Below are 23,304 nucleotides of genomic sequence, written 5' to 3' on the forward strand. Positions count from 1 at the left end.
CCGATCAGAGGAACTCGATCTCTTCGCAGGCCGTGCCGCCGGAGGAGCTTCCGCTCGGCATCTCGTCTTCCTCGCAGTCCTTCGAGAACAGGTCCATCAGGTCCCCGCCGAAGCCGTGGTGCCCGTCTTCCGCATAATGCGTGAAGATCGGCAGACCATGGTGCTCGTATCCGGAGCTGTCGCACCCAGTCGTCGCGCCGGAGCCCTTGGTGCCACCGGAGCCTTTCGTTCCGCCGGTGCCCTTCGTTCCGCCGGAGCCCTTGGTGCCACCGGAGCCCTTCGTTCCACCGGAGCCCTTCGTCCCGCCGGTGCCCTTGGTGCCACCCGAGCCCTTGGAGCCGCCCGTCCCTTTCGGATCGCAGTCCTCTCCATCGCCCTTGGTCCCACCGGACCCTTTCGTTCCGCCAGATCCCTTGGTGCCACCAGAGCCCTTCGTCCCACCGGAGCCCTTGGTGCCACCCGAGCCCCTGGAACCACCCGTCCCTTTCGGATCGCAGTCCTCTCCATCGCCCTTGGTCCCACCGGAGCCTTTCGTTCCGCCAGACCCCTTGGTGCCGCCAGACCCCTTCGTCCCACCGGAGCCCTTGGTGCCACCCGAGCCCTTGGAGCCGCCCGTCCCTTTCGGATCGCAGGCCTCTCCGTCGCCCTTGGTCCCACCGGAGCCTTTCGTTCCGCCAGACCCCTTGGTGCCGCCAGACCCCTTCGTCCCACCGGAGCCCTTGGTGCCACCCGAGCCCTTGGAGCCGCCCGTCCCTTTCGGATCGCAGTCCTCTCCGTCGCCCTTGGTCCCACCGGAGCCTTTCGTCCCGCCAGATCCCTTGGTGCCGCCAGAGCCCTTCGTCCCGCCGGAACCTTTGGTGCCACCCGAGCCCTTGGAGCCGCCCGTCCCTTTCGGATCGCAGTCCTCTCCATCGCCCTTGGTCCCACCGGACCCTTTCGTTCCGCCAGATCCCTTGGTGCCACCAGAGCCCTTCGTCCCACCGGAGCCCTTGGTGCCACCGGAGCCCTTCGTCCCGCCGGCGCCGTTGGTGCCACCCGCACCCTTGGAGCCGCCCGTCCCGTTCGGATCGCAGTCCTCTCCGTCGCCCTTGGTCCCACCGGCCCCTTTCGTCCCGCCAGCTCCCTTGGTGCCGCCAGAGCCCTTCGCCCCGCCGGAACCTTTGGTCCCACCCGAGCCCTTCGTGCCGCCCGACCCCTTCGTCCCACCGGCGCCTTTGGTGCCACCCGAGCCCTTCGAGCCGCCCGTCCCTTTCGGCTCGCAGTCCTCTCCATCGCCCTTGGGCCCACCGGAACCCTTCGTCCCGCCGGGGCCGTTGGTGCCACCCGCACCCTTGGAGCCGCCCGTCCCGTTCGGATCGCAGTCCTCTCCGTCGCCCTTGGTCCCACCGGCCCCTTTCGTCCCGCCAGCTCCCTTGGTGCCGCCAGAGCCCTTCGCCCCGCCGGAACCTTTGGTCCCACCCGAGCCCTTCGTGCCGCCCGACCCCTTCGTCCCACCGGCGCCTTTGGTGCCACCCGAGCCCTTCGAGCCGCCCGTCCCTTTCGGCTCGCAGTCCTCTCCATCGCCCTTGGTCCCACCGGAACCCTTCGTTCCACCGGTGCCCTTGGTGCCACCGGAACCCTTCGTCCCGCCGGTGCCGTTGGTGCCACCCGAACCCTTGGAGCCGCCCGTCCCTTTCGGATCGCAGTCCTCTCCATCACCCTTGGTCCCACCGGAACCCTTCGTTCCACCGGTGCCCTTAGTGCCACCGGACCCCTTCGTCCCACCGGAGCCTTTGGTGCCACCCGAGCCCTTGGAGCCGCCCGTCCCTTTCGGATCGCAGTCCTCTCCATCACCCTTGGTCCCACCGGAGCCTTTCGTTCCGCCAGTTCCCTTGGTGCCGCCAGAGCCCTTCGTCCCGCCGGAGCCCTTCGTCCCACCGGAGCCCTTCGTCCCACCGGAGCCTTTCGTGCCGCCCGAACCCTTCGTGCCATCGGAGCCCTTGCTTCCGCCGGAGCCCTTAGTCCCGTCAGAACCCTTGCTACCGCCGGAGCCCTTGGTGCCACCGGAACCCTTGGTCCCGTGCTCGCCCTTCGTGCCTTTGGACCCCTTGGTCCCACCGGTTCCCTTCGTGCCACCGGTCCCGTCCGATTGGTCATCGTCGCAATCATCGCCGGAATGGTAATCCTTGGCGTGATCGAACAGGTGGTGACCTTTCCCGGTCTCCTCGGCGACCTTGGAGATTTTGGAGGCAAGGTGATCCGAATACCAGCTTTCGAACGCGCCGCCCTCTACCCCGCCATTGTAGTAGGAGGACGTCGAGCTGGCGGTATCGTGCCCGCTGGCATGGTGAGTTTTGGGTGCATGGATATGGGAGAGTTTCATCGTGACAATTACCCTACTGCGGCTGAGGGCCTTCGACGTGGCACCTCGGCGTTTAACTGATTAACGCGGCATCCCGACCGGTCTCTCGTAATAGGGCCACAAGACGAACACTTTTTTAACAAATTTTTTACATTCAACTCAGAGATTTACATTATTTTTGACCACAATTAATCCCCGAAGCAGAGACTGTTCTCGATACATGGACAACGAGAACTTGATGGGATTGTGAAGCCTCGCCTGTTGACGCCAGAAACCGGACAACCGGCGAAACCCGGTCCCTCCCCGAATCGGGGGATATGCCAGAAAACTTTCGGCGAGACCCTTTGCCATTCACGCCAGTGGCTTGACGGGACAGACTTGGATTCACACAGATCGCTTCGGGCACTGACATCTATCTTCAGGCGAATGAACCTGGGTGATAACTCCAACTCCGCACCAAATGCACATTCCCAATTCACCTTTGAATCCGCCAAAACAAGGCGCCTTCGCCTTATTTTCGCCACAGTGTTTCCAGTTAATGCAAAGTTGTGTGAACGAGTGTTATTTGTAGCGATTGAGGAAACGAAATGCGTGTCGCTTGCCGGTCATGACTGTGTACATCTCGGAGATCCGTTTCGAGAACAACGCCGACTTCGTCGAAATTGTAGCCACGAATGACGAGGACCTGTCGGGCTATCTCGTCGCGGTGTACGACGGAACGGGCAAGCTGCGTTACACGCAGTCGCTCGCCGGCCAGTTCGTGGCCCATACCGGCGGCAACGATGGCTACCTCGTCAACGTGTCCGACGGATTGCCCGACATGGGCAAGAACTGGGCCGTCGCGCTGCTGGACGACAGCGGCAACGTGATCCAGTTCCTCAGTTCCGATGCAACGGTCACCGCCACGGACGGTCCGGCCGTCGGAGAAACCAGCACCAACCTGGGCAGCATCACCTCAGGCGGCCAGTCGCTGCAGACCGATGATGGCGGCGCGACCTATTTTGCGCAGAGCTCGCCAAATCCCGGCACGATCCCGTGTTTCGCCGCCGGCACCCTAATCGATACACCTGCCGGAGCCCGCCGCGTCGAGGACCTGAAGCCCGGTGACTGGGTCAGCACCCTGGACCACGGGCCGATGCGCGTGCAGTGGAGGCGACGGAGCCTACACGATCTGCAGCAGAGCGCGGGGCCCCAGATGCCCATACTGATCCCGGCGGGCTCGCTCGGTCGACGCACGCCGTCCCGCGATCTGGTCGTGTCGCCGCAGCACCGCATTTTCGTCGGCGGCATGGGTCAGCTCGAGGACATCTTTCGTACCGAGGCGCTCGTTCCCGCCAAGGCATTGATCGGATACCGCGGGATACGGGAGATGCGCGGCCGGAAGCAGGTCACATGGGTCCATTTCGCCTTTGACCAGCACGAGATCGTCACATCAAACGGCGCGCTCACGGAGTCACTGCTGATCGGGCAGCAGGTGCAGCGCGGTCTCAACGCATTGCAAAGTTCCGCCCTGAGGGCCGTATTCGCAGGAAAACGGATGGGCGCAGACATTATGGCCCCGGCCAGAAATTGCATGAAGGTGCAGGACGTCCGGCGACGCCTGTCCGATGCGCGGGTGAACTTCCATACACTCCCGGTCTGCGCCTGACAGTTGCCTCGTGGCAAGGTCTGTCCTGACCTCTGGCGGCATGACCTGGCTCAGACCTCTATCCCGGCGATTCCTTCTGTCCTCTAGCGTGGGCTGGCTTTGCTACCTTCCCGTGTTGACCCCAAACCCCATTGGCTTCGCGCTCGGCACCACCTCGCCACCTTGGTCGAGGAAGCCACAAGCCGTTTGTTCAAGAGCAGACTCTTGACCACGGACCGGCGATAAAATACTCGTCCATTCCATCGAGCGGGTATGGTGTAATGGTAGCGCCCTAGCCTTCCAAGCTAGTCGTGCGGGTTCGATTCCCGCTACCCGCTCCAGCTTCTCCCCCGATTTCTCGCCCTGCAAAACCGCACATCCACCCGATCGCCGCGGCGTCAATCTTGCATTAACCCTTTGCGGCACGCATCTTCCATGGACCCGCTGGAAGTGCGGGCACCAAGGGGAGGAGATACGATGACGTTCGCCAGCTGCGCGGATGCGCTTGCGATTCAAAACGAAATGCCCTGGCAGGAGCGCGACGTCCCGGCCACCCTCTATGGCCTGCTGGCGCGGACCGCGGGCAAGTTCCCCTCGCACAATGCGATCAGTTTTCAGCTGGAATCCGGGCCCGACGACAAGGCCGAGACGCTCACCTGGTCGGAACTGCACGACAAGGTCTGCCAGGCCGCGAACCTGTTCCGGTCGCTCGGCGTGGGCGAGGATGACGTGGTCGCCCTGATCCTGCCGAACTCGACCGAGACGGTGATCGCCACCATCGCGGGCGCCATCGCCGGGATCGTCAACCCGATCAACCCGCTGCTGGAGCCGGAACAGATCGGCGCCATCCTGCGCGAGACGAACGCCAAGGTCGTCGTCACCCTGCGCAATTTCCCCAAGACGGACATCGCCCAGAAAACGGCCGAGGCGGTGCGCCACGCTCCCAACGTCCACACCGTGCTGACCGTGGACCTGAACCGCTACCTGACCCCGCCCAAGAGCTGGATCGTCCCGCTGATCCGCCCCAAGGTGCCGGGCAAGCATCATGCGGACGTCAAAGGCTTCAACGCCGAGATCGCGCGCCAGCCCAAGACGCTGAGCTTCCCCGACAGCACCGGCGACCGGGTGGCGGCCTATTTCCACACCGGCGGCACCACGGGCATGCCCAAGGTCGCGCAGCACAAGTATTCCGGCATCATCTACAACGGCTGGATCGGGCACACGCTGCTCTATACCGAAACGGACAACATCATCTGTCCGCTGCCGATGTTCCACGTCTTTGCCTGCCACGTCATCATGATGGCCGCCATATCCTCGGGCGCGCATGTCGTGTTCCCGACCCCGGCCGGCTATCGCGGCGATGGCGTGTTCGACAACTTCTGGAAGCTGTGCGAGCGCTGGAAGATCACCTTCATCATCACCGTGCCAACCGCGATCTCGGCCCTGATGCAGCGCCCCGTGGACGCCGACATCTCGACCGTCAAGACCGCCTTCTCGGGCTCGGCCCCACTTCCTGCCGAACTGTTTAACCGGTTCGAGAAGGCCGCCGGCATCAACATCGTCGAGGGCTACGGCCTGACCGAGGCGACCTGCCTCGTCGCCTGTAACCCGGTCGACGGGGAAAAGAAGATCGGTTCGGTCGGCATACCCTTCCCCTATTGCGACGTCCGCATCATCGACCACACCACCCCCGAGGCGCGGGAATGCGGCGTGGACGAGGTGGGTGAGATCTGCGTCTCGAACCCCGGTGTCAACGAAGGCTCGACCTATACCGAAGAACTGAAGAACCGTGACCTCTACCACGGCCTGCCCGACACCAACCGCCTCTATCTCCGGACCGGCGACCTCGGGCGCGTCGACGCGGACGGCTACCTGTGGATCACAGGGCGCGCCAAGGACCTCATCATCCGCGGCGGGCACAACATCGACCCGGCCGAGATCGAGGACGCCATGCTGTCGCATCCCGCCGTCGCCTTCGCGGGCGCCATCGGCCAGCCGGATGCGCGGGCGGGCGAACTGCCCTGCGTCTATGTCGAACTGGTGGCCGGATCGGATGTCACGATCGAGGAACTGACGCAGCACGCCGAACGGCACGTGCATGAACGCGCGGCGATCCCCAAGCATATCGAGGTCATGGACGAACTGCCCAAGACCGCGGTCGGCAAGGTCTTCAAGCCGGACCTTCGCAAGATGGCGATCACCCGCGTCTACAACGCCGCGCTGACCGAAGCGGGCATTCCCGCCGAAGTGGTGCGCGTCGTGGATGACAAGAAGCTCGGCTTGACGGCGATGATCCGCAAGACCGGCGATGCGGACGAGGCGGCGATCGACGGGCTGATCGGGACCTTCACCCGTCCGTGGAAATGGGCGGAGTGATCCGGCCCGCCGTAGCCGACGACGCCGATCTGCTGGTCTGGGCCAAGGCCACGGCCAGCGAACATTTCGGCAGCATCCTGCGCCGCGCGGCCATCCCCGACCCGAAAGCGGCCGCCGAGGCCTGGGGTCTGGATACGCGGGCGCGGATCTGTGACGACGCGGACAAGCTGTGCTGGCGCAACTGGCGGGTTGCGGAAACCGGCGGGCGGGCCGCCGGGGCGATCCTGATCTTTCAGGACATGGACCCGCCCGTGATCAACGACGAGACCCCCGTGCCGCTGCGCCCGATCCTGTCGCTGCTGCCCGGCACGGCCGGATCGCTCTATGTCGACAGCGTGGCGGTCCAGCCCGAGGCGCGCGGCGCAGGACTGGCCCGCGCGATGATGCTGCAGGCCGAGGCCGAAGCCCGCGACCGCGCCCTGCCCCGCCTGACGCTGATCGCCCTGTCCTCGAACGACGCGGCCCGGCCGCTCTACTTCGATCTGGGCTACCGGGACGCGGATGTTGCCGAACTGGTCCCTAGTGACTGGGCCCCCGAGGCGACCCATGCCTACCTGATGGAGAAGCGGCTGACGTTGACGTAAAGTCACAAGAGCCATCGCCGTATCAGGGCATTCCTTTTGAGTCAGTGCCTTAACCTCTTTCGCACCCCCGCCCGCCTGTCCGTCATAAGCGCCCTTCCGCGGATTGTGACCAATCTCTCCTTGTCGGACGCCGTTCGGCTTGGTTCACTCGGGATCTGTTCCATTGCGTTGGAATGGTGCCGGAAGGGAGGCCAGCAATGAAAGACGCACTTCACAGCTCGCTCGACGAAAGCCGCGAGGCGGCCTATGCGACGCCGCTCGACCAGTTCACGGTCGCGCAGCCCGAGCGGTTTGCGAACGAGACGATCTGGCCCTGGTTCCAGCGCCTGCGCGAAGAGGCACCCGTTCACTGGTGCAACACTGGCGGCTATGAATCGCACTGGTCGGTGACCCGCTACGAAGACATCATGGCGATCGACACCGATCACCGCCGGTTCTCCTCGGCCGAAGGCATCACGCTGCAGACCCCCGAGGGTCGCGAATATTCCGAAACCCGCGGCACCAAGGGCGCGGGCTTCATCACCATGGACAATCCCGAGCACAACACGCAGCGCAAGCAGGTGGCGCCGGCCTTCACGCCGCCCAGCCTCGACAAGCTGCGCGTGCTGCTGCGGGAACGGGCCGAAAAGCTGCTGGACAGCCTGCCCGTCGGGGAAACCTTCGACTGGGTCGATCTGGTCAGCAAGGAATACACGGCCATGACGCTGGCCACGCTCTTCGACTTCCCGTTCGAGGACCGTCGCAAGCTGACCCACTGGTCCGACGTCATCACCAACACCCCGCCGCACGGCCCGGTCAAGGACTGGGACCAGAAGTTCTACGAGACGATGGAGTGCTTCACCGCCTTCGACGAGCTGCTGGAACAGCGCAAGGCGGCGCCGCCGTCCTTCGACCTGATCTCGATGCTCGCGCATGGCGAGGGCACGCGCGACATGCCCAAGAACATCTATCACGGCAACGTGGTGCTGCTGATCGTGGGCGGCAACGACACGACGCGGAACACGCTGTCGGGCTCGGTCTATGCGCTGAACAAGTTCCCGGACCAGTACGACCGCCTGCGCGCCGATCCCTCGCTGATCCCCCAGATGGTTTCCGAGACGATCCGCTGGCAGACCCCGCTGGCCCACATGGCCCGGATCGCGCAGGAAGATGTGGAGATGCACGGCCAGACCATCCGCAAGGGCGACCGGGTCATCATGTGGTATGCCTCGGGCAACCGCGACACCGACCGGATCGAGAACCCGGACGAGTTCATCATCGGTCGCGACATCGCCAAGGCGCACCTGTCCTTCGGCTTCGGCATCCACCGCTGCCTCGGCAACCGCGTCGCGGAGCTGCAGCTGACGATCCTGTGGGAAGAGATCCTGAAGCGGTTCCCCGTCATCGAACTGGTCGAGGAACCGACGCGCACCCATTCGGTGTTCGTCAAAGGTTACGAGACCCTGCCGGTGCGCATCCCCGCACGGAACTGAGCCAAGCGGGCGGAGGTCACTCCGCCCCGGCGATCTGCCGGAAACATGCCGCGAACCGTTCTATGGCCCTTGGGTCTCCGTCGGTCGTGACCCCGTCGGCCGCTGCCGTTCCGTCACCTGACAGCCTCATCAGGACCGCCGCGGGCGGGCCCTCGATCCGGGCCTGGGCCCCTGACGCCGCGCCCGCCTCGACCTCCAGCTTGCGCTCGGCGACGCGGGCCGTGAACGCCCGGCCGGACATCGACAGCACGATGCAAAGGCTCTGCCCCCGCGCCTTCTGCGGGCGAAACAGGGGCGTCAGCGCGAGGGCCGCGGCTGCGGGGGACATCGGGGCCAACCCGGCGGCATTGGGTGCGCGCAGGCCCCAACGGCCCAGCACCTTGAACACCGGCGCGAGGTCGCGGGCCTGTTCTGTCAGCGCATAGGCCCCGCCTCCGGCACCATGGTCGGGCGGCAGCTTTTGCACCAGTGCGGCCTCGGTCAGTTCGGTCAGACGACGGGACAGGATATTGGTCGCGATGCCCGGCAGGTCGGCCCTGAGATCGGAAAAGCGGCGCGGCTCGAACATCAGCTCACGGATCACAAGCAGGGCCCAGCGTTCGCCGAGCAGATCGAGCGCGCTGGCCACCGGGCAACCGTCCTGGTAACTGCGTCCGCCGCTCACGTGCCCTGCCCCTCGCCTCGCCCCGGTTATGGGCTACCACATGTTGTGTTTAATACCTGTCTCCCCGCATGAAATCAATCTGGTCGCGGATGGCCCCGCATATGATGCGAGGTCCAGAAGAGGTGCCATCACCGGATCGGTGGGTCAGTCATTGCGAAACACGGGCGCGGGGATCGCAGATCACGCCACGCGGGTCCGCGCGGTCTCGGGACACGGGTGAGCCGGGGCGCGTTCATGCCACGGAGATCGTAACGCGCCGGGACCGCACCAGGGCACCGCGCCTCAGGCGGCACGCGGCGCGGTCGCGCCTGCGGCGGAGTCCGGCGGCCGCCAAGCGTCACGGGGCACCGCGGGCAGGATCAGGCGCACGGTCGTGCCGCGCCGTCCCTCAGACGACAGGATTTCCACCCGACCGGACCAGCGGGCGGCGATCCGGGCGACAAAGGCCAGCCCCAGCCCCGACCCCGCCTGTCCCCGCCGTGCCCCGAGGGTCTGAAGCGGCTGCAGCACCCGCTGGTGATGCTCCTCCGGGATGCCGGGACCGTCATCTTCGACCTCGACCGCGAACTCGGCGCCCAGATCGCGGATGCGGATGGTGATCGCACCGGCGTCGCGATCGTGGTGCCGGACGGCGTTCTGGACCAGATTGCGCAGGACGATCTCGACCTCGGTCGGCACCGCCACGATCTCGGGGCATTCGACCGCCGTCGCGACGGTGAAGGAAGCGGGTAGCGCCAGTCCGCCGATCACCTCGGACACAAGCGTGGCGGCATCGAACCGGTCCGGCGCGCGGCGGTCGCTGCCGAGGATCGAATACTGCAACAGCCCGTCCGTCAGCGCCTCCAGCCGGCCGACCTGGTGGTGCATGTCGCTGAGGTGCCCCGCCACCACATCGGGCAGGTCCTCCATATCCTCCTCGATCCACTGGGTCAGCGTGCCGAGAGCGCGGAGCGGGGTGCGCAGGTCGTGGGCGGCGATGCGGGCAAACCCCTCCAGCTCGGTATTGGCGAGCTGGAGGCCGGTGTTGGCCTGCGTGAGCGCCCTGCGCATGTCAGCCTCGATTTCCAGCAGGGTGCCGATCTGGGCGGTCATCACGTTGAAAGCCCGCGCCAGCGCCGCGACCTCGTAGGGTCCGGCGACCTGCGCGGTCTGGGTAAGGTCACCCGCCGCCGCACGCAGGGCGGCCTGCGCCACCCGGTCCACCTGCGCGCCGAGGCGCGACGCGAACAACCATCCGGCGGCGCAGGCGAGGCAGGTCACCAGCACGATGATCGCCGCGATGACGGTGACCTGCGTGGCCACCGGCGCAAGGGCGACACGCACCGGTTCGCCCGCGATGACGAGCCAGCGCATCGCCCCCTCGCCCCCGCCGGCGCGGAACCACTGGTGCGCCGCCAGAAGCTCGGGTCCGTCGCCGTTGCGCAGGGTCACGCGCATGACCCCCGCCTGATCGAACACCGGATCCCCCGGCACCCTGCCGAAATCGCCGCGGAACAGAGGAGCGCCGCCCAGTTCGACGGAAAACTCCTTTTCCTCAAGCGGATGCAACAGGTATTCCCCGGCCTGATTGACGATGACGAAGCGTGTCTCGGCCAGGCGGCGGGGCGGCAGCAGACCGCGTGCATCCAGGTTGATGACGATCCCGCCCACCCGATGTCCGGAGTCGTCGAACACGGCCGCCAGCACGCGTGCCGTGGGGCGCAGCGGCCTTTCGATGGCGCCGTTTTCGCGATTCAGGCTGACCTGCCCGACAAAGGTGTCGTCCGCGGCAAGCCGGGACAGGACCGCCACGTAGTTGCGCCCCGACTTGTCCTGCAGCATGGCGCGCCCGCGCACCACGGGGCCGTCGGGGCCCCGGTCCACGCGCACGACCTCATGCCCGGCGGTGTCCAGCAGGCGGAGCTGCAGGTAATCGGGCGCACCGCGCAGGACGGTGGCCATATGCGCCTCGATCCGGCGGCGCGCGGCGTCGGCCTCGGCGGGGCCGGCGGCAAACATCTCGCGGACCAGCGGACCCGCGGCGAGCGCCGCCGCATCGGCCTGCGCCACGTCCACCCGAACCGCGATTTCCGCCAGCGTGCGGGACAGCTGGGCGGCGATCCGGTCCTCGACATCGGCGGTCAGCTGGCCGCCGATCAGCCAGGCGGCCGCGGCCAGCACGGCAAGTGCCCCGGACAGCACGATCGCCACGATGCCGAGCGCGGCCTGCGTCCCCAGCCGCAGCGGTCTACCGGGTCGGAAGGCGGACCAGATCGACGAACCGGCCGATGAAGTCGATGGCATCGTTCACATCCTCCTGCCGTGGGGTCTTGATCAGGTATCCGGCGACGTTGCGGTCGTAGACCCGCCTGCGATCCGATGGCGCGTCCGAGGTGGTCATCACCAGAACCACCGTGTCATGCAGGTCCGGGTCGGCCCTGAGCGCGCGCAGGAAGCCATGCCCGTCGAGGCCCGGCAGGTTGAGGTCCAGCAGCACGAGGTGCGGTCGTCGGAACGGCGGGTCGGCAGCGTCGCCGCGCAGGATATCCAGCGCCGCCGCGCCGTCGCCCGCAACCGTCACCGGCACGGTCACGCCGCACCGGTCCAGCGTGCGGCGAAAGATGCGGACATCGAACGGATCGTCCTCGACCAGCAGGATCTGGGCGGCTTGGTTGCGACGCATGACTTGGCCCTCGCTTGCCGGACGGGATCTAGCAGCGACCGGCTAAGAAAGGCTGAACATCCGCCAGACCGGCGCATCCCGCGTCACGCTTGTCATCGGCGGAGGCCGGGCCTATGGTCGGCCGCCGAAGCCAGCCGGGCCCTCCGGCGCGCCCCACGCAGGGCGCGCGGGCCGTTAGCCAGCCAGCCCGTTCCACTCTGCGGAGCCTGCGCGCTTTTGGGATATTCCCACGAATTCACCGGTGTGACCGAGAAGATCCACTGCACATCGCCCGTGGTCTGGCGGCAGTTCGACGGCCTGCTGGCCGCCTACTGGCAGGCGCGGGGCGATGCCGCCGGGCATGGCTACTACCTGTCCGCGAACCCCCGGCTGACGATCTTTTTCGACGATGTCAGCTCGATCGAGGTGGACGCGCCACGGGCCGGGCGACCGATGGCGCGGGCGATCTTCGTGCCCGCTGGCCTGCCGCTGCGGACCTCGTTCACGCAACCCCTCGCGTTTTCACATCTCGACATTCACCTCGACACCGGATGGGCGCTCCGCCTGCTGAGCCGCGCGATGCCCCGCGCCGCGGCGATCGAGCGGCTGGACCGCACCGTCGCGCGGGACGACATCGGCGATCTGGAAGCGATCGCGCGGTTGATGGTCGACGAAATCCGGCGGCCCGCACGCCATGACATCTATGCGGAGAGCCTCGCCGCCGCTCTGGTCTCGGCGCTGCTGGTCACCGGGGCGCCGGACAGCGATCCCGGCAACGCCCGGCTGACCGCCGCGCAGTTGCGCCGGGTCGAGGCGCGGTTCGAGGCGGGCGGCGGGCGGCGCCGGACCACCGCCCAACTGGCCGAGGCGGTCGGCCTGTCGGAAAGCTGGTTCGCGCAGGTGTTCCGGAACACGACCGGCCAGTCGCCGCACCAGTGGCAACAGGCGCGGCGGATCGACATGACCCGCCGGATGCTGACCGACACGACGCTGAGCGTGGCCGAGATCGCGGACCGCCTCGGGTTCGCCGACCAGTCGCACCTGACCAAGGCGTTCCGCCAGACGGTCGGCGCGACCCCCGCCGCGTGGCGCCGCGCCAACCGCGCCGGGGCGATGCGCCCGGCGCGGTAGCGGCCCCGCCGGACCGGGGCCTCCGCCAGCTTACCAGCTGTGCCGGATCGCCGCCGTGATGGTGCGCCCGTTGTTGTAGTAGTCCGCCGTGCCGCGTCCGACGACGTACTGGGTGTCGAACAGGTTGCTGACATTGATCGTCAGATCGGTGTCGCGCGTGATCCCGTAGGAGGCCGCGAGGTCCACATAGGTCTGCACCTTGCTGCGGCCGTTGTTGTTGTAGACGTTGTAGTAATACGGCCCGATGATCCGCGCACCGACGCCAAAGCTCATGTCCCCGCGCGCGCCGTTGCCCGGCACCTCGTAGGTCAGCCAGATCGAACCCATGTGGTTCGGCACGGTTGCGAATTCGTTGCCGTCGACGGTCGTGCCGCGGACGTTGCCCCGGACGTAGTTCGACATCTGATAGGCATAGGCCCCCGACAGGCTGAGGTTCTGCGCCAGTTCCGCCTTGGCCTCGACCTCGAAGCCGCGCACGCGCGATTCCCCGATGGTCTGGCGCTCGATGGCCCCGCTGGGCAGGACGACAGGCACCACCACGTTCTTCTTGGTCAGCTGATAGACCGACGCGGTGAATAGCGCATTCATCCCGGCCGGCTGGTATTTCACCCCAAGCTCGTACTGGTCGCCGCGTTCGGGCTGGGTGCCGATGGAGGGCGGGGCCACGGACTGGACGAAGCTGGCATAGGTCGAAAGCTGGTCGTTCACCTTGTAGGTCAGCGCGCCCCGGAACGAGGTTTCCGAGAAGTCGCCCGTGGTGCGGACCGCCGTCCCGGTCGAACGGTTGACGTTGGTGATCTCCATCCAGTCGTGCCGGACACCCACCGTCGCCACCAGCCGGTCCGAGAAGGACAGGTTCTGCTGCACGAAGATCGACCGCGTCGTGTAGTCGTTGTCCTGCACGCTGTAAGGCGTGAAGCCGGTCGGCGCGCCGGTGTAGACCGGGTTGGACAGGTCGATCTGGGTGTGCATGCCCGAGATGGACGAGCTCGAGGTCGAGGCCGACCGGAATTCCACCCCCGCCAGCGTGCTGCTGTCGATGGCGCCGAAGCTGGTGTCGTACTGCAGGATGACGTTGCCGATCAGCTCTTCCGCCGTGCTGTCGGTGCCGAAGTACCAGCGGTCGACCATGGTGCCGGTCCGGGCGGCGTTGTCGGACAGGTAGATGTAGCCGAAATCGTCCGTCAGATCGCTGTAGCGCAGGTTCGCGCGCAGGCTCAGCCCGTTCTCGAACTCGTGCTCCAGCCCGGCCGAGAGCGTCAGCCGCTCCACGTCGTGGTAGTTGAAACCCGGCTCGCCGAAGAACTGGTCCCGGTCATAGAGCCGGTCCAGCGGATAGCCGCCGCTGTTCGGGGTGCCCTCGCGTTTCAGGTAGTCGGCGGTGAAGGTCAGCTTGGTATAGGCCGTCGGCGCCCAGGCGAGGCTACCGAGGAAGAACTGTTCGTCGTCGCGCGAATTGGGATATTCCAGCTCGCCCTTCTTCACCTTGGCGACGACGCGGTAGGCCAGCGTCTCGGCCTCGTCCAGCGTGTCGCCGAAGTCCAGCCCGATCTCGGCCTGATTGTGCGAGCCGTAGCTGCCGTAGACCTCGCCAAAGCGCCGGAACTTGGCGGTCTTGGTGACGAAGTTCACCGTGCCGCCCGGATCCGAGGTGCCGAACAGGGTGGAGTTGCCGCCCTTCATCACCTCCAGCCGCTCGTAGGCAAAAGGCTCCTCGCGGACGCCGCGCATGGACCCGAGCGTCAGCCCGTCGCGATAGGTCGAGGCCTGGAACCCGCGCACGAGGTAATAGTCGTTGCGGTCGTCGGTGCCGTAGTAGTCGGTGACGATCCCGGCGCTGTATTCCAGCACGTCCTCGACAGTGTCCGCATTGCGCTGCTCGATTTCCTTCTGAGTAACGACCGATACCGAAGCCGGGGTGTCCAGAATGCTGGTCGCGACCTTGCCGCCCGTCCACAGCTCGGTTGCGACGATCGACTCGGCGTCGTCATCAGCCTGCACGCTCTGGTCCACGAGGATCGGCGACAGGCGGTAGGTGTCGCCGTCATAGCCCTCCGCGTCCTGAGCGAGTGCGAGGCCCGGCATCGCGACCAGCGCGGTGCATCCGAGAAGCAGGGCGACGCGGCGGGGCGTCGGGTGAGTAAAGGGCATTTTGCGGTCCCACGTTTGTTGTTCTGGTTGATGCTGGCGTTGCAATCCGGCGCGGGCCGCTGCTGGCTGGCTGCCCGTCGGACCCGGCGCAGGGCACCGCACTTTCCGAAAGGCATCGGGGCCGGACACGGGGACTCACCCCGCGGGTCCGGGCCATTGCAGTGCAGATCACACATCGGCGGCGGGGTGTATTGTATAAATTTACTGTTTTTGTCGGATTCGGCGGAAATCTGACAAAATAACTCTGATTTTCCCATCTACCCCCTCTCGCGACCTTGACGCGCGAGGGGCGAGATGGAAAGCCGACTAAAAAAATCGCCTTTGCCTCAGAACTGGGAGCCGCGCCATGTCCCCCCTGTCCGTCATCCGTTCCCCGCTCCTGCTGGCGGTGGTGGTTCTGACCCTTGCCGCGACCCTGGCCCGCGGGCAGGACTTTCCCGTCACCATCGAACATGCCCTCGGCACCACAGTGATCCCCGCCCGGCCCGAGCGTGTCGCCACGGTCGCATGGGCCAATCACGAAGTGCCGCTGGCGCTCGGGATCGTGCCGGTCGGCTTCGCGCGGGCGAACTTCGGCGACGACGACGGCGACGGCCTGCTGCCCTGGGTGGCGGAGCGGCTGGAGGAACTGGGGGCCGAAACGCCCGTCCTGTTCGACGAAGGCGACGGCATCGACTTCGAAGCGGTCGCCGCGACCCGTCCCGACGTGATCCTCGCCGCCTATTCCGGCCTGACCCAGTCCGACTACGACACCCTCAGCCGGATCGCCCCGGTCGTGCCCTACCGCGCGGGGCCCTGGGCCACCGACTGGCGCGACATGATCCGCCTGAACGCGCTCGGGCTCGGGATGACGGCCGAAGGGGATGCGCTGATCGCCCGGATCGAGGGGCAGATCGCCGAGGTCACCGAACGGCATCCGGCGATCGCGGGCAAGACCGCGATGTTCGTCACCCACCTCGACGTCCGCGACCTGAGCGTCATCCGCTTCTATTCCGCCAACGACACCCGCGTGAAGTTCCTGAGCGACCTCGGCCTGACCTCTCCGCAGAGCGTTCAGGAGGCGACCGAGCCGGGGCGCTTCTCGGGCGAGATGAGCGCCGAGCGGATCGACACCTTCGCCGATGTCGACATCGTCGTCACTTACGGCGGCAGGGCCCTGATGGACACGGTCAAGCGCAACCTTCTGACATCGCGCATGAAAACGGTCGAGAACGGCGCGGTCGTCCTTCTCGGCAACGACCCGGTCGGCACCGCCGCGAATCCGACCCCGCTGTCGATCCCGTGGGTGCTCGAGGATTACGTCGCCCTGCTGGACGACGCAGCGCAGAAATCGGAATGACGGTCGCCGCCGCCCTGCCCGCCATCGGCGCGATCCGGCGGACGCGCCGCACCCGCCTCGGCTGGCTGGCGGCGGTGCTGGGCCTCTTGGCCCTTTCGGCGCTGCTCTCGGTCGGACTGGGCACGCGCGAGGTCGGGCTGAGCGACATCGCCGCCGGCCTGCGCGGCGGATCCGACACCATCGGCCAGGCCGTCGTCGCCGTCCGTGTGCCGCGCACCGTGCTCGGCGCGCTGGCCGGGGCCGCGCTCGGGCTGGCCGGGGCGGTGATGCAGGGCGTCACCCGCAACCCGCTGGCCGATCCCGGCATCCTCGGGGTCAATGCCGGGGCCGCGATGGCGGTGGTGATCGGGATGGCGTGGTTCGGCATGGCGACGCTCCATGCCTTTCTGTGGACGGCGATCCTCGGCGCCGGACTGGCGGCCTGCCTCGTCTATGTCATCGGATCGCTCGGCCCCGGCGGGGCCACGCCGCTCAAGCTGGCGCTCGCCGGGGCGGCGACGGCCATTGCCACCACCTCGTTGACCACGGCCATCATCCTGCCCCGCAACGACATCGCGGGCGGCGTCCGGTCCTGGCAGATCGGCGGCATCGGCGGCGCGACGTGGGAGGCGATCGTGCCCTGCCTGCCGTTCCTGCTGGCGGGGCTGGTCCTCAGCCTGACCTCCGCCCGCAGCCTGAACCTGCTGGCGCTTGGCGACCACACCGCGGCGGGCCTGGGCGCGCGGGTCGCGCGGGCACGGGCCACCGCCGCGCTCGGGGCGGTGCTGCTCTGCGGGGCGACCACGGCGATCTGCGGGCCGATCGGCTTTGTCGGGCTGGTGGTGCCGCATCTGTGCCGCCTGCTGGTCGGCCCCGATCACCACTGGCTGCTGCCGTTCTCGGCCCTGACCGGCGCGGTGCTCCTGATCCTCGCCGACGTGCTGGGCCGGATCGTCGCGCGGCCCTCGGAACTGGACGTGGGGATCGTCACGGCCCTTGTCGGCGCGCCGGTCTTCATCTGGATCGTCCGCCAGCGCCGCCCGAGGGACCTGTGACCACCGCCGCCCCGCCCCTCGCCCCGACGGCCACCCGCGTCGCCGCCCTGCGCCGAGCCCGCGCGGGCACCCGGCTGCGGCGCGCGGCGCTGCTGGCCGGTCTGCTGGCCGCCGCCGTCGCGCTGACGCTGACCGTTGGCCGGTCCGTCACGCCGCCGCTGGACGTGCTGCGGGTGCTGGCCGGACAGGACGTGCCGGGCGCCACATTCGCCGTCCGCGACCTGCGCCTGCCCCGCGCGGTGCTGTCGGCGCTGGCGGGGATGAGCTTCGGCCTCGGCGGCATCGTGTTCCAGACCCTGCTGCGCAATCCGCTGGCGAGCCCGGACATCATCGGCATCAGCGCCGGGGCCAGCGCCGCCGCCGTGCTGGGGATCGTGGTACTGGGCTGGTCCGGGGCGGCGGTGTCGGTGCTGGCGGTCACGGCGGGACTGGCCGTCGCGGCGCTGATCTACCTGCTGTCATGGCGCGATGGCGTCACCGGCGCCCGGCTGATCCTGATCGGCATCGGGCTGTCGGCGATGCTGGACAGCATGATCGCCTATGTCCTGTCTCGCGCCCCCGCGTGGACGCTTCAGGACGCCCTGCGCTGGCTGACCGGCAGCGTCAACGGCGCGACCGCCGATCAGGCGCTGCCCGTGCTGGCCGCGCTGGTGGTCTTTGGCGGCACGCTGATCGCCCGGCGCGGCACGCTCGAGGCGATGCGCCTCGGCGACGACACAGCCGCCGCGCTCGGGGTGCCGCTGACCCGCGACAAGGCGCTGATCGTCATGGCCGCCGTCGGGCTGATCGCCGTGGCGACGGCGATGGCCGGGCCGGTCAGCTTCGTCGCCTTCCTCTCGGGCCCGATCGCCCTGCGCATCGCCGGTCCGGGCCGCGCGCCGCTGGTGCCTGCCGCCCTGACCGGGGCGCTGCTGGTGGTGCTGGGCGATTTCGCGGGACAGCACCTGCTGCCCGGGCGCTACCCGGTCGGCGTCGTCACCGGCGCGCTCGGGGCGCCGTTCCTCATCTATCTGATCGTCCGGGCGCACCGGACCGCAGGAGGCCGAACATGACCGCACCCGTTCTTGCCGCGCAGCGTCTGGAGGCCGGCTATGGCCAGAACCCGGTCATCACTGGACTGGACTTCACCGTGCCGCCGGGTCGGATCACCGCGATCGTCGGTGCCAATGCCTGCGGCAAGTCCACCCTGCTGCGCAGCCTGTCACGCCTGCTGCGCCCGGCCGAGGGGGCGGTCACGCTGGACGGCACCGCGATCCGGTCGATGTCGACGCGGGCGCTGGCCCGCCGTCTGGGCCTGCTGCCGCAATCGCCGGTCGCGCCCGACGGCATCACCGTCGCCGATCTGGTCAGCCACGGACGCTACCCCCACCACGGTCCGCTGTCGCGCTGGAGCGCGGCGGACGATCAGGCGGTGGCCCGGGCGCTGGACGCGACCCGGACGGCCGAACTGGCGGACCGCGACATCGACGCCCTGTCAGGCGGGCAGCGCCAGCGGGTCTGGATCGCCATGGCGCTGGCGCAGGACACCGACCTGCTGCTGCTGGACGAGCCGACCACCTTCCTCGACGTCGCCCACCAGATCGAGGTGCTGGACCTGCTCGAAGACCTCAACCGCGACCGGGGCACGACCATCGTGATGGTCCTGCACGACCTGAACATGGCCGCCCGCTACGCGGATCATCTGGTCGCCATGCACGCGGGCGCGATCGCCGCCGCCGGGGCACCGGAGACCGTGCTGACGGAGGCGGTGGTCGAACGGGTCTTTGGCCTGAGGGCCCGGATCATGGCCGACCCGGTGACCGGAAAACCGATGATGCTGCCGCTTGGCCGACATGCCAGGGGCACCCCCCATCCCCAAGGAAAGGCAGACCAGACATGAGCTTTACCGCACAGGCGACCGCCCTCTGCCCCGGCCCGCTGCCGGACGATGTCCTGCCGCACCTGGCCGCCCATGCCCGCGCCGCCGAACTCGAGGTCAGCGAAAACGGCACCGACCTGCAGGTCCGGCTGCTGGCCGCGCAGGTGGACTGCGGCCTGAGCGGCGGCGACCTGTCGGTCAGGATCGGTGCGGTGGATGCGATCGCGCTCCAGCAGATCAGGGAGTTCGTGCTCCATCTGCTCGACCATGTCGCGCCCGGCGCAGGCGACCGCGCCACATGGCAGGGCGATATCCGCCGCGATGCGCCGCCGCTGAACTTCTGCACGGCGACTGTCCGCAGCGTCCGGCGCGTCGCCCCGCATTTCCTGCGGGTCGAGATGGACTGCGACGACACCCGGCGGCTGGCCGAGGGCCGGGGCATGCACTTCTCGCTGCTGCTGCCGCCCGAGGACCGCGCGCCGGTCTGGCCCCGCCTCGACGGCACCGGCCGCACCGTCTGGCCGCAGGGCGACGATGCTCTGCACCGGGCAGTCTACACCTTCGTGGAGTTCGACATCGAGGCGGGACGTTTCACCTTCGACGTGTTCGAGCATGACGGCGGGCGCGCCACCGGCTGGGCGCGTGGCGCGCAGCCCGGCGATCTGGTCGGGATCACCGGCCCCGGCAGCGGACGCTTTCCGCCGGGCGACCGCCTGCTGATCGCGGGGGATGAAACCGCCCTGCCCGCGATCCGCCGGATCCTCGCCCGGTCCGAGCCGGACCGGACCGGTCAGGCTTTCATCGAGGTCGGCGGGCCAGAGGACATCTGCGACATGCCCCGGCCCGACGGGATCGCCCTGACATGGGTGCTGCGCGACCGGGGCGAGGCGCTCTGGGATCACCTGTCGGACCTGACCCCGCCCGAGGGCGACGGCCGCTATGTCTGGGTTGCCGCCGAAAAGGACCTCGTGCGGCGGGCCAAGGCGCGGTTCCGCGGCGACTTCGGGATCGGTCAGGATGAGGGGTATTTCGCCTTCTACTGGACGGCCTGAGCCGCCCCGCGTCACGCCCTGCCCCGCTCAGCGCGGCAGGGCGCCCGAGGCAAGCCCCCCGACCGGGACGAACCCCGCCGGAGCGGGCGCGGCCTGCGCCCGCCTCCGCTTGCCATCCGCGACCCAGGCGGCGGCGATCATCACCGCCACGCACAGCGGGGTCAGCCCCCAGAGCGTCCAGGCGGCATCGTGGTAGCCCATCATGACCACCTGCCCGGCCAGCGCCAGCACCACCGACAGGCTGAACACCAGCAGACCGTGACGCCCCATCAGGCTCAGCGGCGCGGCGAGGGTGTGCGCCGACAGCCTGCGCACGGCAGGCAGGCAGGACAGGACATAGACCATGGCCAGCAGGTGCAGCAGGCGCGGCAGGCCAAGGTTGGTCTTGTCCTGGCTGAAGAAGATCGACGGCAGACCGGTCTGGTCCAGCATCCACATGCCGTGGTTCAGCGCCGCCCCCAGCGTCGGGTTCAGCCGCCATGCCGCCACCAGCACCAGCCAGCCGAGCGCCACGACGAAAAGGCCACGGTTCACCGGCACCAGCCGCTCGCCCCGGCGCATGGCGATTCCGATCACCAGCCCGATCACGAAGATCAGCTGCCACGACAGGGGGTTGAAGAACCAGACCCCGCCATTGGGATAGTTCTGCAGGTTGATGTTCCACGTCCCGGCCACGAACCACAGCCCGGCCGACGCCGCCAGCACCACGCCCGGACGGTGCATGGCGACCAGTATGGCCAACGGGGCGAACAGCAGCAGCAGCGCATAGACCGACAGGATGTTGACGTAGCCGATCTGGTGGCCAAGCGTGGCGATGCCGAAGAAGATCTCCTCGGGGTTTTCAAAGACTGCCCCGAGGTTGTGCAGCTGCATCATGCCGGGATCGCCGAACAGGTCGGCCCCGCCGGAAAAGATCACGATCGCCCAGAGCGTCAGCAACAGGTGCACGAGGTAGAGCGTCCAGGCGCGTTTCCACAGCGGCGAGGTGGCGGGCCATAGCCCGTCCCGTTGCAGCTTGTCCGGCGCGAAGCGCGGCGAATAGGCCAGTCCGGCGGCGATGCCGGACAGGACGAAGAACGCCTCGGCGGCGTCGGAAAAACCGTAGGTCCGGTAGGTCCACTGCTCGTAGGGGTTGCCGGGCATGTGGTCGATCAGGATCATCACCAGCGCCAGCCCGCGGAACGTGTCCAGCCGCGGGTCGCGCGCCTTGACGGCGGCGGCGGCACGGGCGGGCAGGCCCCTCGCTCCGGTTTCAGGCCGCGACATCGGACGCACCTCCGGTTTCGGCATCCGCACCGGCGGACGCGCTGGCGGCCCATCCGTCGAGGACGGCAAGGTAGGCGGTGAACACCGCGGGCGGATCGGCCCGGTCGGGGACCGCGAACAGGCCCCCCTCGTAGGGCCGAGAGGTGACGGCGATCAGCACGGGCGCGGCCAGCATCGGCAACCCGACGGGCAGCAGCCACAGCACGAGGTCCGGCGCGAAGTGCCACACGGCGGCCAGCACTCCCGCCCCGGTGGCGGAAACCCACAACGCCGCCCGCACCGCCGCGACAAGCGCGATGCGTCCTTCGGCGCGCGCATTGGCGGGCCAGCCGCCGTCCTGCCCGGACAGGACCTGCAGGATTGCGCGGGTCTGGTAGACCATCATCACCGGTGCCAGCAGCGAGGTAAGCGCGACTTCGGCCAGCACGGACCGCGCTGTGCGCGCCGCACCGCCGAAACCACGGGCGCGGCCGGTCATCACCGCCTCCGCCACGATGGCAAGCTTGGGCAGGATCAGCAGGCCGACGATCCCCAGAAACAGCGCCGTGATCTCGCGCGTGCGGTCGTCGGGGAAAACGGGGAAGAGCTGATAGCGGTCGGGAAAGTAGTTTGGTTCCGGCGCGAATATCGTGGCCAGCACGGACACCACCAGAAACAGCGCCCAGAGCGCCGACACCACGTAGGCGAGGATGCCCTGAAGAAAGACGAACCGGCTCCAGCCCCTGAAGCCCGGTGCGAACAGCAGGCGAGTATGCTGCAGGTTGCCCTGACACCAGCGGCGGTCGCGCTTGGCATAGGACAGCACGTTTTCCGGCCCTTCCTCATAGGATCCGTCCAGCGTCGGATCGACGGTCACGGTCCAGCCCGCGCGGGCCAGCAGGGCGGCCTCGACATAATCGTGGCTCAGGATATGCCCGCCGAACGGCGGACGCCCGGTCAGCGCGGGCAGGCCGCAGCTCTCGGCGAAGGCCGTGACGCGGACGATGGCGTTGTGGCCCCAGAACGGACCAGTCGCCCCCTGCATCCGGGCAAGGCCACGGGTGAAGACGGGCGAATGGAACGCGGCCGAGAATTGCAGCGCGCGGCCGAGAAATGACCGCGCGGCGAGGATCCGCGGCAGGGTCTGCAACAGGCCCAGGTTCGGATCGGCCTGCATCCGCGCGATCATGGCGCGGACCGTTTCGCCTTCGATCAGGCTGTCGGCGTCAAGGATGACCGCGTAGTCATAGGCGGCGCCCGACCGGCGGATGAATTCTTCGATATTGCCGGCCTTGCGCCCGGTGTTCACCTCGCGCCGGCGGTAGAAGATGCGCCCCTGCCCCCCGGTCACGGCCAGAAGCCGCGCAAAGGCCTCGCGTTCGCGCAGCGCGGCCATGTCGTCGCGGGTGTCCGACAGGATCGCCACGTCCGCCGTCACCCCGGCCTGCGCGATCGAGGCGTCGATCGCCGCGACGCGGGCGAAGGTCGCCACCGGATCCTCGTTGCAGATCGGCACAAGCACCACGGTCCGCCCGGTCGTCGGGTCGAACCGGGGCCGCGCGGCAGCTTTCATCGGCCAAAGACCCGCCACCGCCAGCATCGCGCCCCACGCCAGCCAGCCGGTTGTCACGAACATCAGCAGGCCGCGCAGGATGTCGAGCGTCTGCACGCCATCCTGGAACGTCGCCTCCATCATCAGCCCCGCCGCAAGGGCGGCGAGCAGCAGCGCCGTGCCGATGGCCAGCGTCCGGATCGCCCGCGTGCGGGCATCGGCGGCGCGGAACCTCAT

The 23,304-nt window shown here is 68.1% G+C and carries 17 protein-coding genes and 1 tRNA gene; 11 read left to right on the forward strand and 7 right to left on the reverse strand.

Translation table 11 applies throughout. The features are described from left to right. Positions 1-4 precede the first annotated feature (4 nt). Complete coding sequence (locus tag ATO6_RS25565) at positions 5-2,362, reverse strand: hypothetical protein (protein ID WP_088624686.1); 2,358 nt, start codon at positions 2,360-2,362, stop codon at positions 5-7. A gap of 586 nt (positions 2,363-2,948) precedes the next feature. On the opposite strand from ATO6_RS25565, the gene ATO6_RS14245 reads away from it, so the two are divergent. The 5 genes from ATO6_RS14245 (at position 2,949) to ATO6_RS14265 (ending at position 8,400) form a co-directional block, all read left to right on the forward strand. Then, on the forward strand, positions 2,949-3,989 hold the full coding sequence (locus ATO6_RS14245) for a Hint domain-containing protein (protein WP_088624687.1): 1,041 nt from the start codon (positions 2,949-2,951) through the stop codon (positions 3,987-3,989). A 246-nt stretch (positions 3,990-4,235) separates the two neighbouring features. After that, positions 4,236-4,309 (forward strand) — tRNA-Gly (locus ATO6_RS14250). 136 nt (positions 4,310-4,445) lie between these two features. Beyond that, positions 4,446-6,344 (forward strand): acyl-CoA synthetase, encoded by a 1,899-nt coding sequence (locus ATO6_RS14255; RefSeq protein ID WP_088624688.1) that lies wholly within the window; start codon positions 4,446-4,448, stop codon positions 6,342-6,344. Then, positions 6,341-6,928, forward strand: a complete 588-nt coding sequence (locus ATO6_RS14260; RefSeq protein WP_217899006.1) for a GNAT family N-acetyltransferase — start codon at positions 6,341-6,343, stop codon at positions 6,926-6,928. Before ATO6_RS14255 ends, ATO6_RS14260 begins: the two co-directional genes overlap by 4 nt. A 197-nt stretch (positions 6,929-7,125) precedes the next feature. After that, positions 7,126-8,400: a cytochrome P450 gene (locus tag ATO6_RS14265; RefSeq protein WP_088624690.1), complete on the forward strand. Its 1,275-nt coding sequence runs from the start codon at positions 7,126-7,128 to the stop codon at positions 8,398-8,400. A 16-nt stretch (positions 8,401-8,416) separates the two neighbouring features. Here ATO6_RS14265 and ATO6_RS14270 read toward each other — a convergent pair whose 3' ends face one another. The 3 genes from ATO6_RS14270 to ATO6_RS14280 all read right to left on the reverse strand — a co-directional run bounded on the left by ATO6_RS14270 (position 8,417) and on the right by ATO6_RS14280 (position 11,726). After that, entirely contained in the window at positions 8,417-9,064 is a 648-nt protein-coding gene (locus tag ATO6_RS14270) for a helix-turn-helix domain-containing protein (protein WP_141102005.1), read from the reverse strand. 282 nt (positions 9,065-9,346) lie between these two features. Beyond that, on the reverse strand, positions 9,347-11,347 hold the full coding sequence (locus ATO6_RS14275) for an ATP-binding protein (RefSeq protein WP_088624692.1): 2,001 nt from the start codon (positions 11,345-11,347) through the stop codon (positions 9,347-9,349). Further along, a complete protein-coding gene (locus ATO6_RS14280; protein ID WP_088624693.1) occupies positions 11,292-11,726 on the reverse strand; it encodes a response regulator in 435 nt (144 codons plus the stop codon). The genes ATO6_RS14275 and ATO6_RS14280 overlap by 56 nt, the downstream gene beginning before the upstream one ends. Before the next feature lie 243 nt (positions 11,727-11,969). Between ATO6_RS14280 and ATO6_RS14285 the strand changes: the two genes are divergently transcribed. Then, entirely contained in the window at positions 11,970-12,836 is an 867-nt protein-coding gene (locus tag ATO6_RS14285) for a helix-turn-helix transcriptional regulator (protein ID WP_217899007.1), read from the forward strand. A 30-nt stretch (positions 12,837-12,866) separates the two neighbouring features. Here ATO6_RS14285 and ATO6_RS14290 read toward each other — a convergent pair whose 3' ends face one another. Continuing rightward, the gene (locus tag ATO6_RS14290; protein WP_088624695.1) at positions 12,867-14,987 is read right to left on the reverse strand and encodes a TonB-dependent siderophore receptor; all 2,121 of its coding nucleotides are present in this window, start codon (positions 14,985-14,987) and stop codon (positions 12,867-12,869) included. Between the two features lie 346 nt (positions 14,988-15,333). On the opposite strand from ATO6_RS14290, the gene ATO6_RS14295 reads away from it, so the two are divergent. The 5 genes from ATO6_RS14295 to ATO6_RS14315 all read left to right on the forward strand — a co-directional run bounded on the left by ATO6_RS14295 (position 15,334) and on the right by ATO6_RS14315 (position 20,270). Beyond that, on the forward strand, positions 15,334-16,326 hold the full coding sequence (locus tag ATO6_RS14295) for an iron-siderophore ABC transporter substrate-binding protein (RefSeq protein ID WP_088624696.1): 993 nt from the start codon (positions 15,334-15,336) through the stop codon (positions 16,324-16,326). Next, positions 16,323-17,360: an iron ABC transporter permease gene (locus ATO6_RS14300; protein WP_088624697.1), complete on the forward strand. Its 1,038-nt coding sequence runs from the start codon at positions 16,323-16,325 to the stop codon at positions 17,358-17,360. The genes ATO6_RS14295 and ATO6_RS14300 overlap by 4 nt, the downstream gene beginning before the upstream one ends. Before the next feature lie 74 nt (positions 17,361-17,434). Next, positions 17,435-18,412, forward strand: a complete 978-nt coding sequence (locus ATO6_RS14305) for an iron chelate uptake ABC transporter family permease subunit (RefSeq protein ID WP_254919166.1) — start codon at positions 17,435-17,437, stop codon at positions 18,410-18,412. Next, on the forward strand, positions 18,409-19,239 hold the full coding sequence (locus ATO6_RS14310; RefSeq protein ID WP_088624698.1) for an ABC transporter ATP-binding protein: 831 nt from the start codon (positions 18,409-18,411) through the stop codon (positions 19,237-19,239). The genes ATO6_RS14305 and ATO6_RS14310 overlap by 4 nt, the downstream gene beginning before the upstream one ends. Then, on the forward strand, positions 19,236-20,270 hold the full coding sequence (locus tag ATO6_RS14315) for a siderophore-interacting protein (protein WP_088624699.1): 1,035 nt from the start codon (positions 19,236-19,238) through the stop codon (positions 20,268-20,270). Before ATO6_RS14310 ends, ATO6_RS14315 begins: the two co-directional genes overlap by 4 nt. 27 nt (positions 20,271-20,297) lie before the next feature. Here the strand turns inward: ATO6_RS14315 and ATO6_RS14320 are convergent, their stop codons facing one another. Then, a complete protein-coding gene (locus tag ATO6_RS14320; RefSeq protein ID WP_088624865.1) occupies positions 20,298-21,536 on the reverse strand; it encodes an OpgC family protein in 1,239 nt (412 codons plus the stop codon). After that, the gene (gene mdoH, locus ATO6_RS14325) at positions 21,523-23,304 is read right to left on the reverse strand and encodes a glucans biosynthesis glucosyltransferase MdoH (protein WP_088624700.1); all 1,782 of its coding nucleotides are present in this window, start codon (positions 23,302-23,304) and stop codon (positions 21,523-21,525) included. The genes ATO6_RS14320 and mdoH overlap by 14 nt, the downstream gene beginning before the upstream one ends.

Source organism: Oceanicola sp. 22II-s10i (genome assembly GCF_002210105.1).
GTDB lineage: Bacteria > Pseudomonadota > Alphaproteobacteria > Rhodobacterales > Rhodobacteraceae > Pseudooceanicola.

Coding starts and splice junctions, on each gene's coding strand:
- ATO6_RS25565 (WP_088624686.1), bottom strand. CDS start 2,362: ATGAAACTCTCCCATATCCATGCACCCAAAACTCACCATGCCAGCGGG.
- ATO6_RS14245 (WP_088624687.1), top strand. CDS start 2,949: ATGACTGTGTACATCTCGGAGATCCGTTTCGAGAACAACGCCGACTTC.
- ATO6_RS14255 (WP_088624688.1), top strand. CDS start 4,446: ATGACGTTCGCCAGCTGCGCGGATGCGCTTGCGATTCAAAACGAAATG.
- ATO6_RS14265 (WP_088624690.1), top strand. CDS start 7,126: ATGAAAGACGCACTTCACAGCTCGCTCGACGAAAGCCGCGAGGCGGCC.
- ATO6_RS14275 (WP_088624692.1), bottom strand. CDS start 11,347: ATGCCATCGACTTCATCGGCCGGTTCGTCGATCTGGTCCGCCTTCCGA.
- ATO6_RS14280 (WP_088624693.1), bottom strand. CDS start 11,726: ATGCGTCGCAACCAAGCCGCCCAGATCCTGCTGGTCGAGGACGATCCG.
- ATO6_RS14290 (WP_088624695.1), bottom strand. CDS start 14,987: ATGCCCTTTACTCACCCGACGCCCCGCCGCGTCGCCCTGCTTCTCGGA.
- ATO6_RS14295 (WP_088624696.1), top strand. CDS start 15,334: ATGTCCCCCCTGTCCGTCATCCGTTCCCCGCTCCTGCTGGCGGTGGTG.
- ATO6_RS14300 (WP_088624697.1), top strand. CDS start 16,323: ATGACGGTCGCCGCCGCCCTGCCCGCCATCGGCGCGATCCGGCGGACG.
- ATO6_RS14310 (WP_088624698.1), top strand. CDS start 18,409: ATGACCGCACCCGTTCTTGCCGCGCAGCGTCTGGAGGCCGGCTATGGC.
- ATO6_RS14315 (WP_088624699.1), top strand. CDS start 19,236: ATGAGCTTTACCGCACAGGCGACCGCCCTCTGCCCCGGCCCGCTGCCG.
- ATO6_RS14320 (WP_088624865.1), bottom strand. CDS start 21,536: ATGTCGCGGCCTGAAACCGGAGCGAGGGGCCTGCCCGCCCGTGCCGCC.
- mdoH (WP_088624700.1), bottom strand. CDS start 23,304: ATGAGGTTCCGCGCCGCCGATGCCCGCACGCGGGCGATCCGGACGCTG.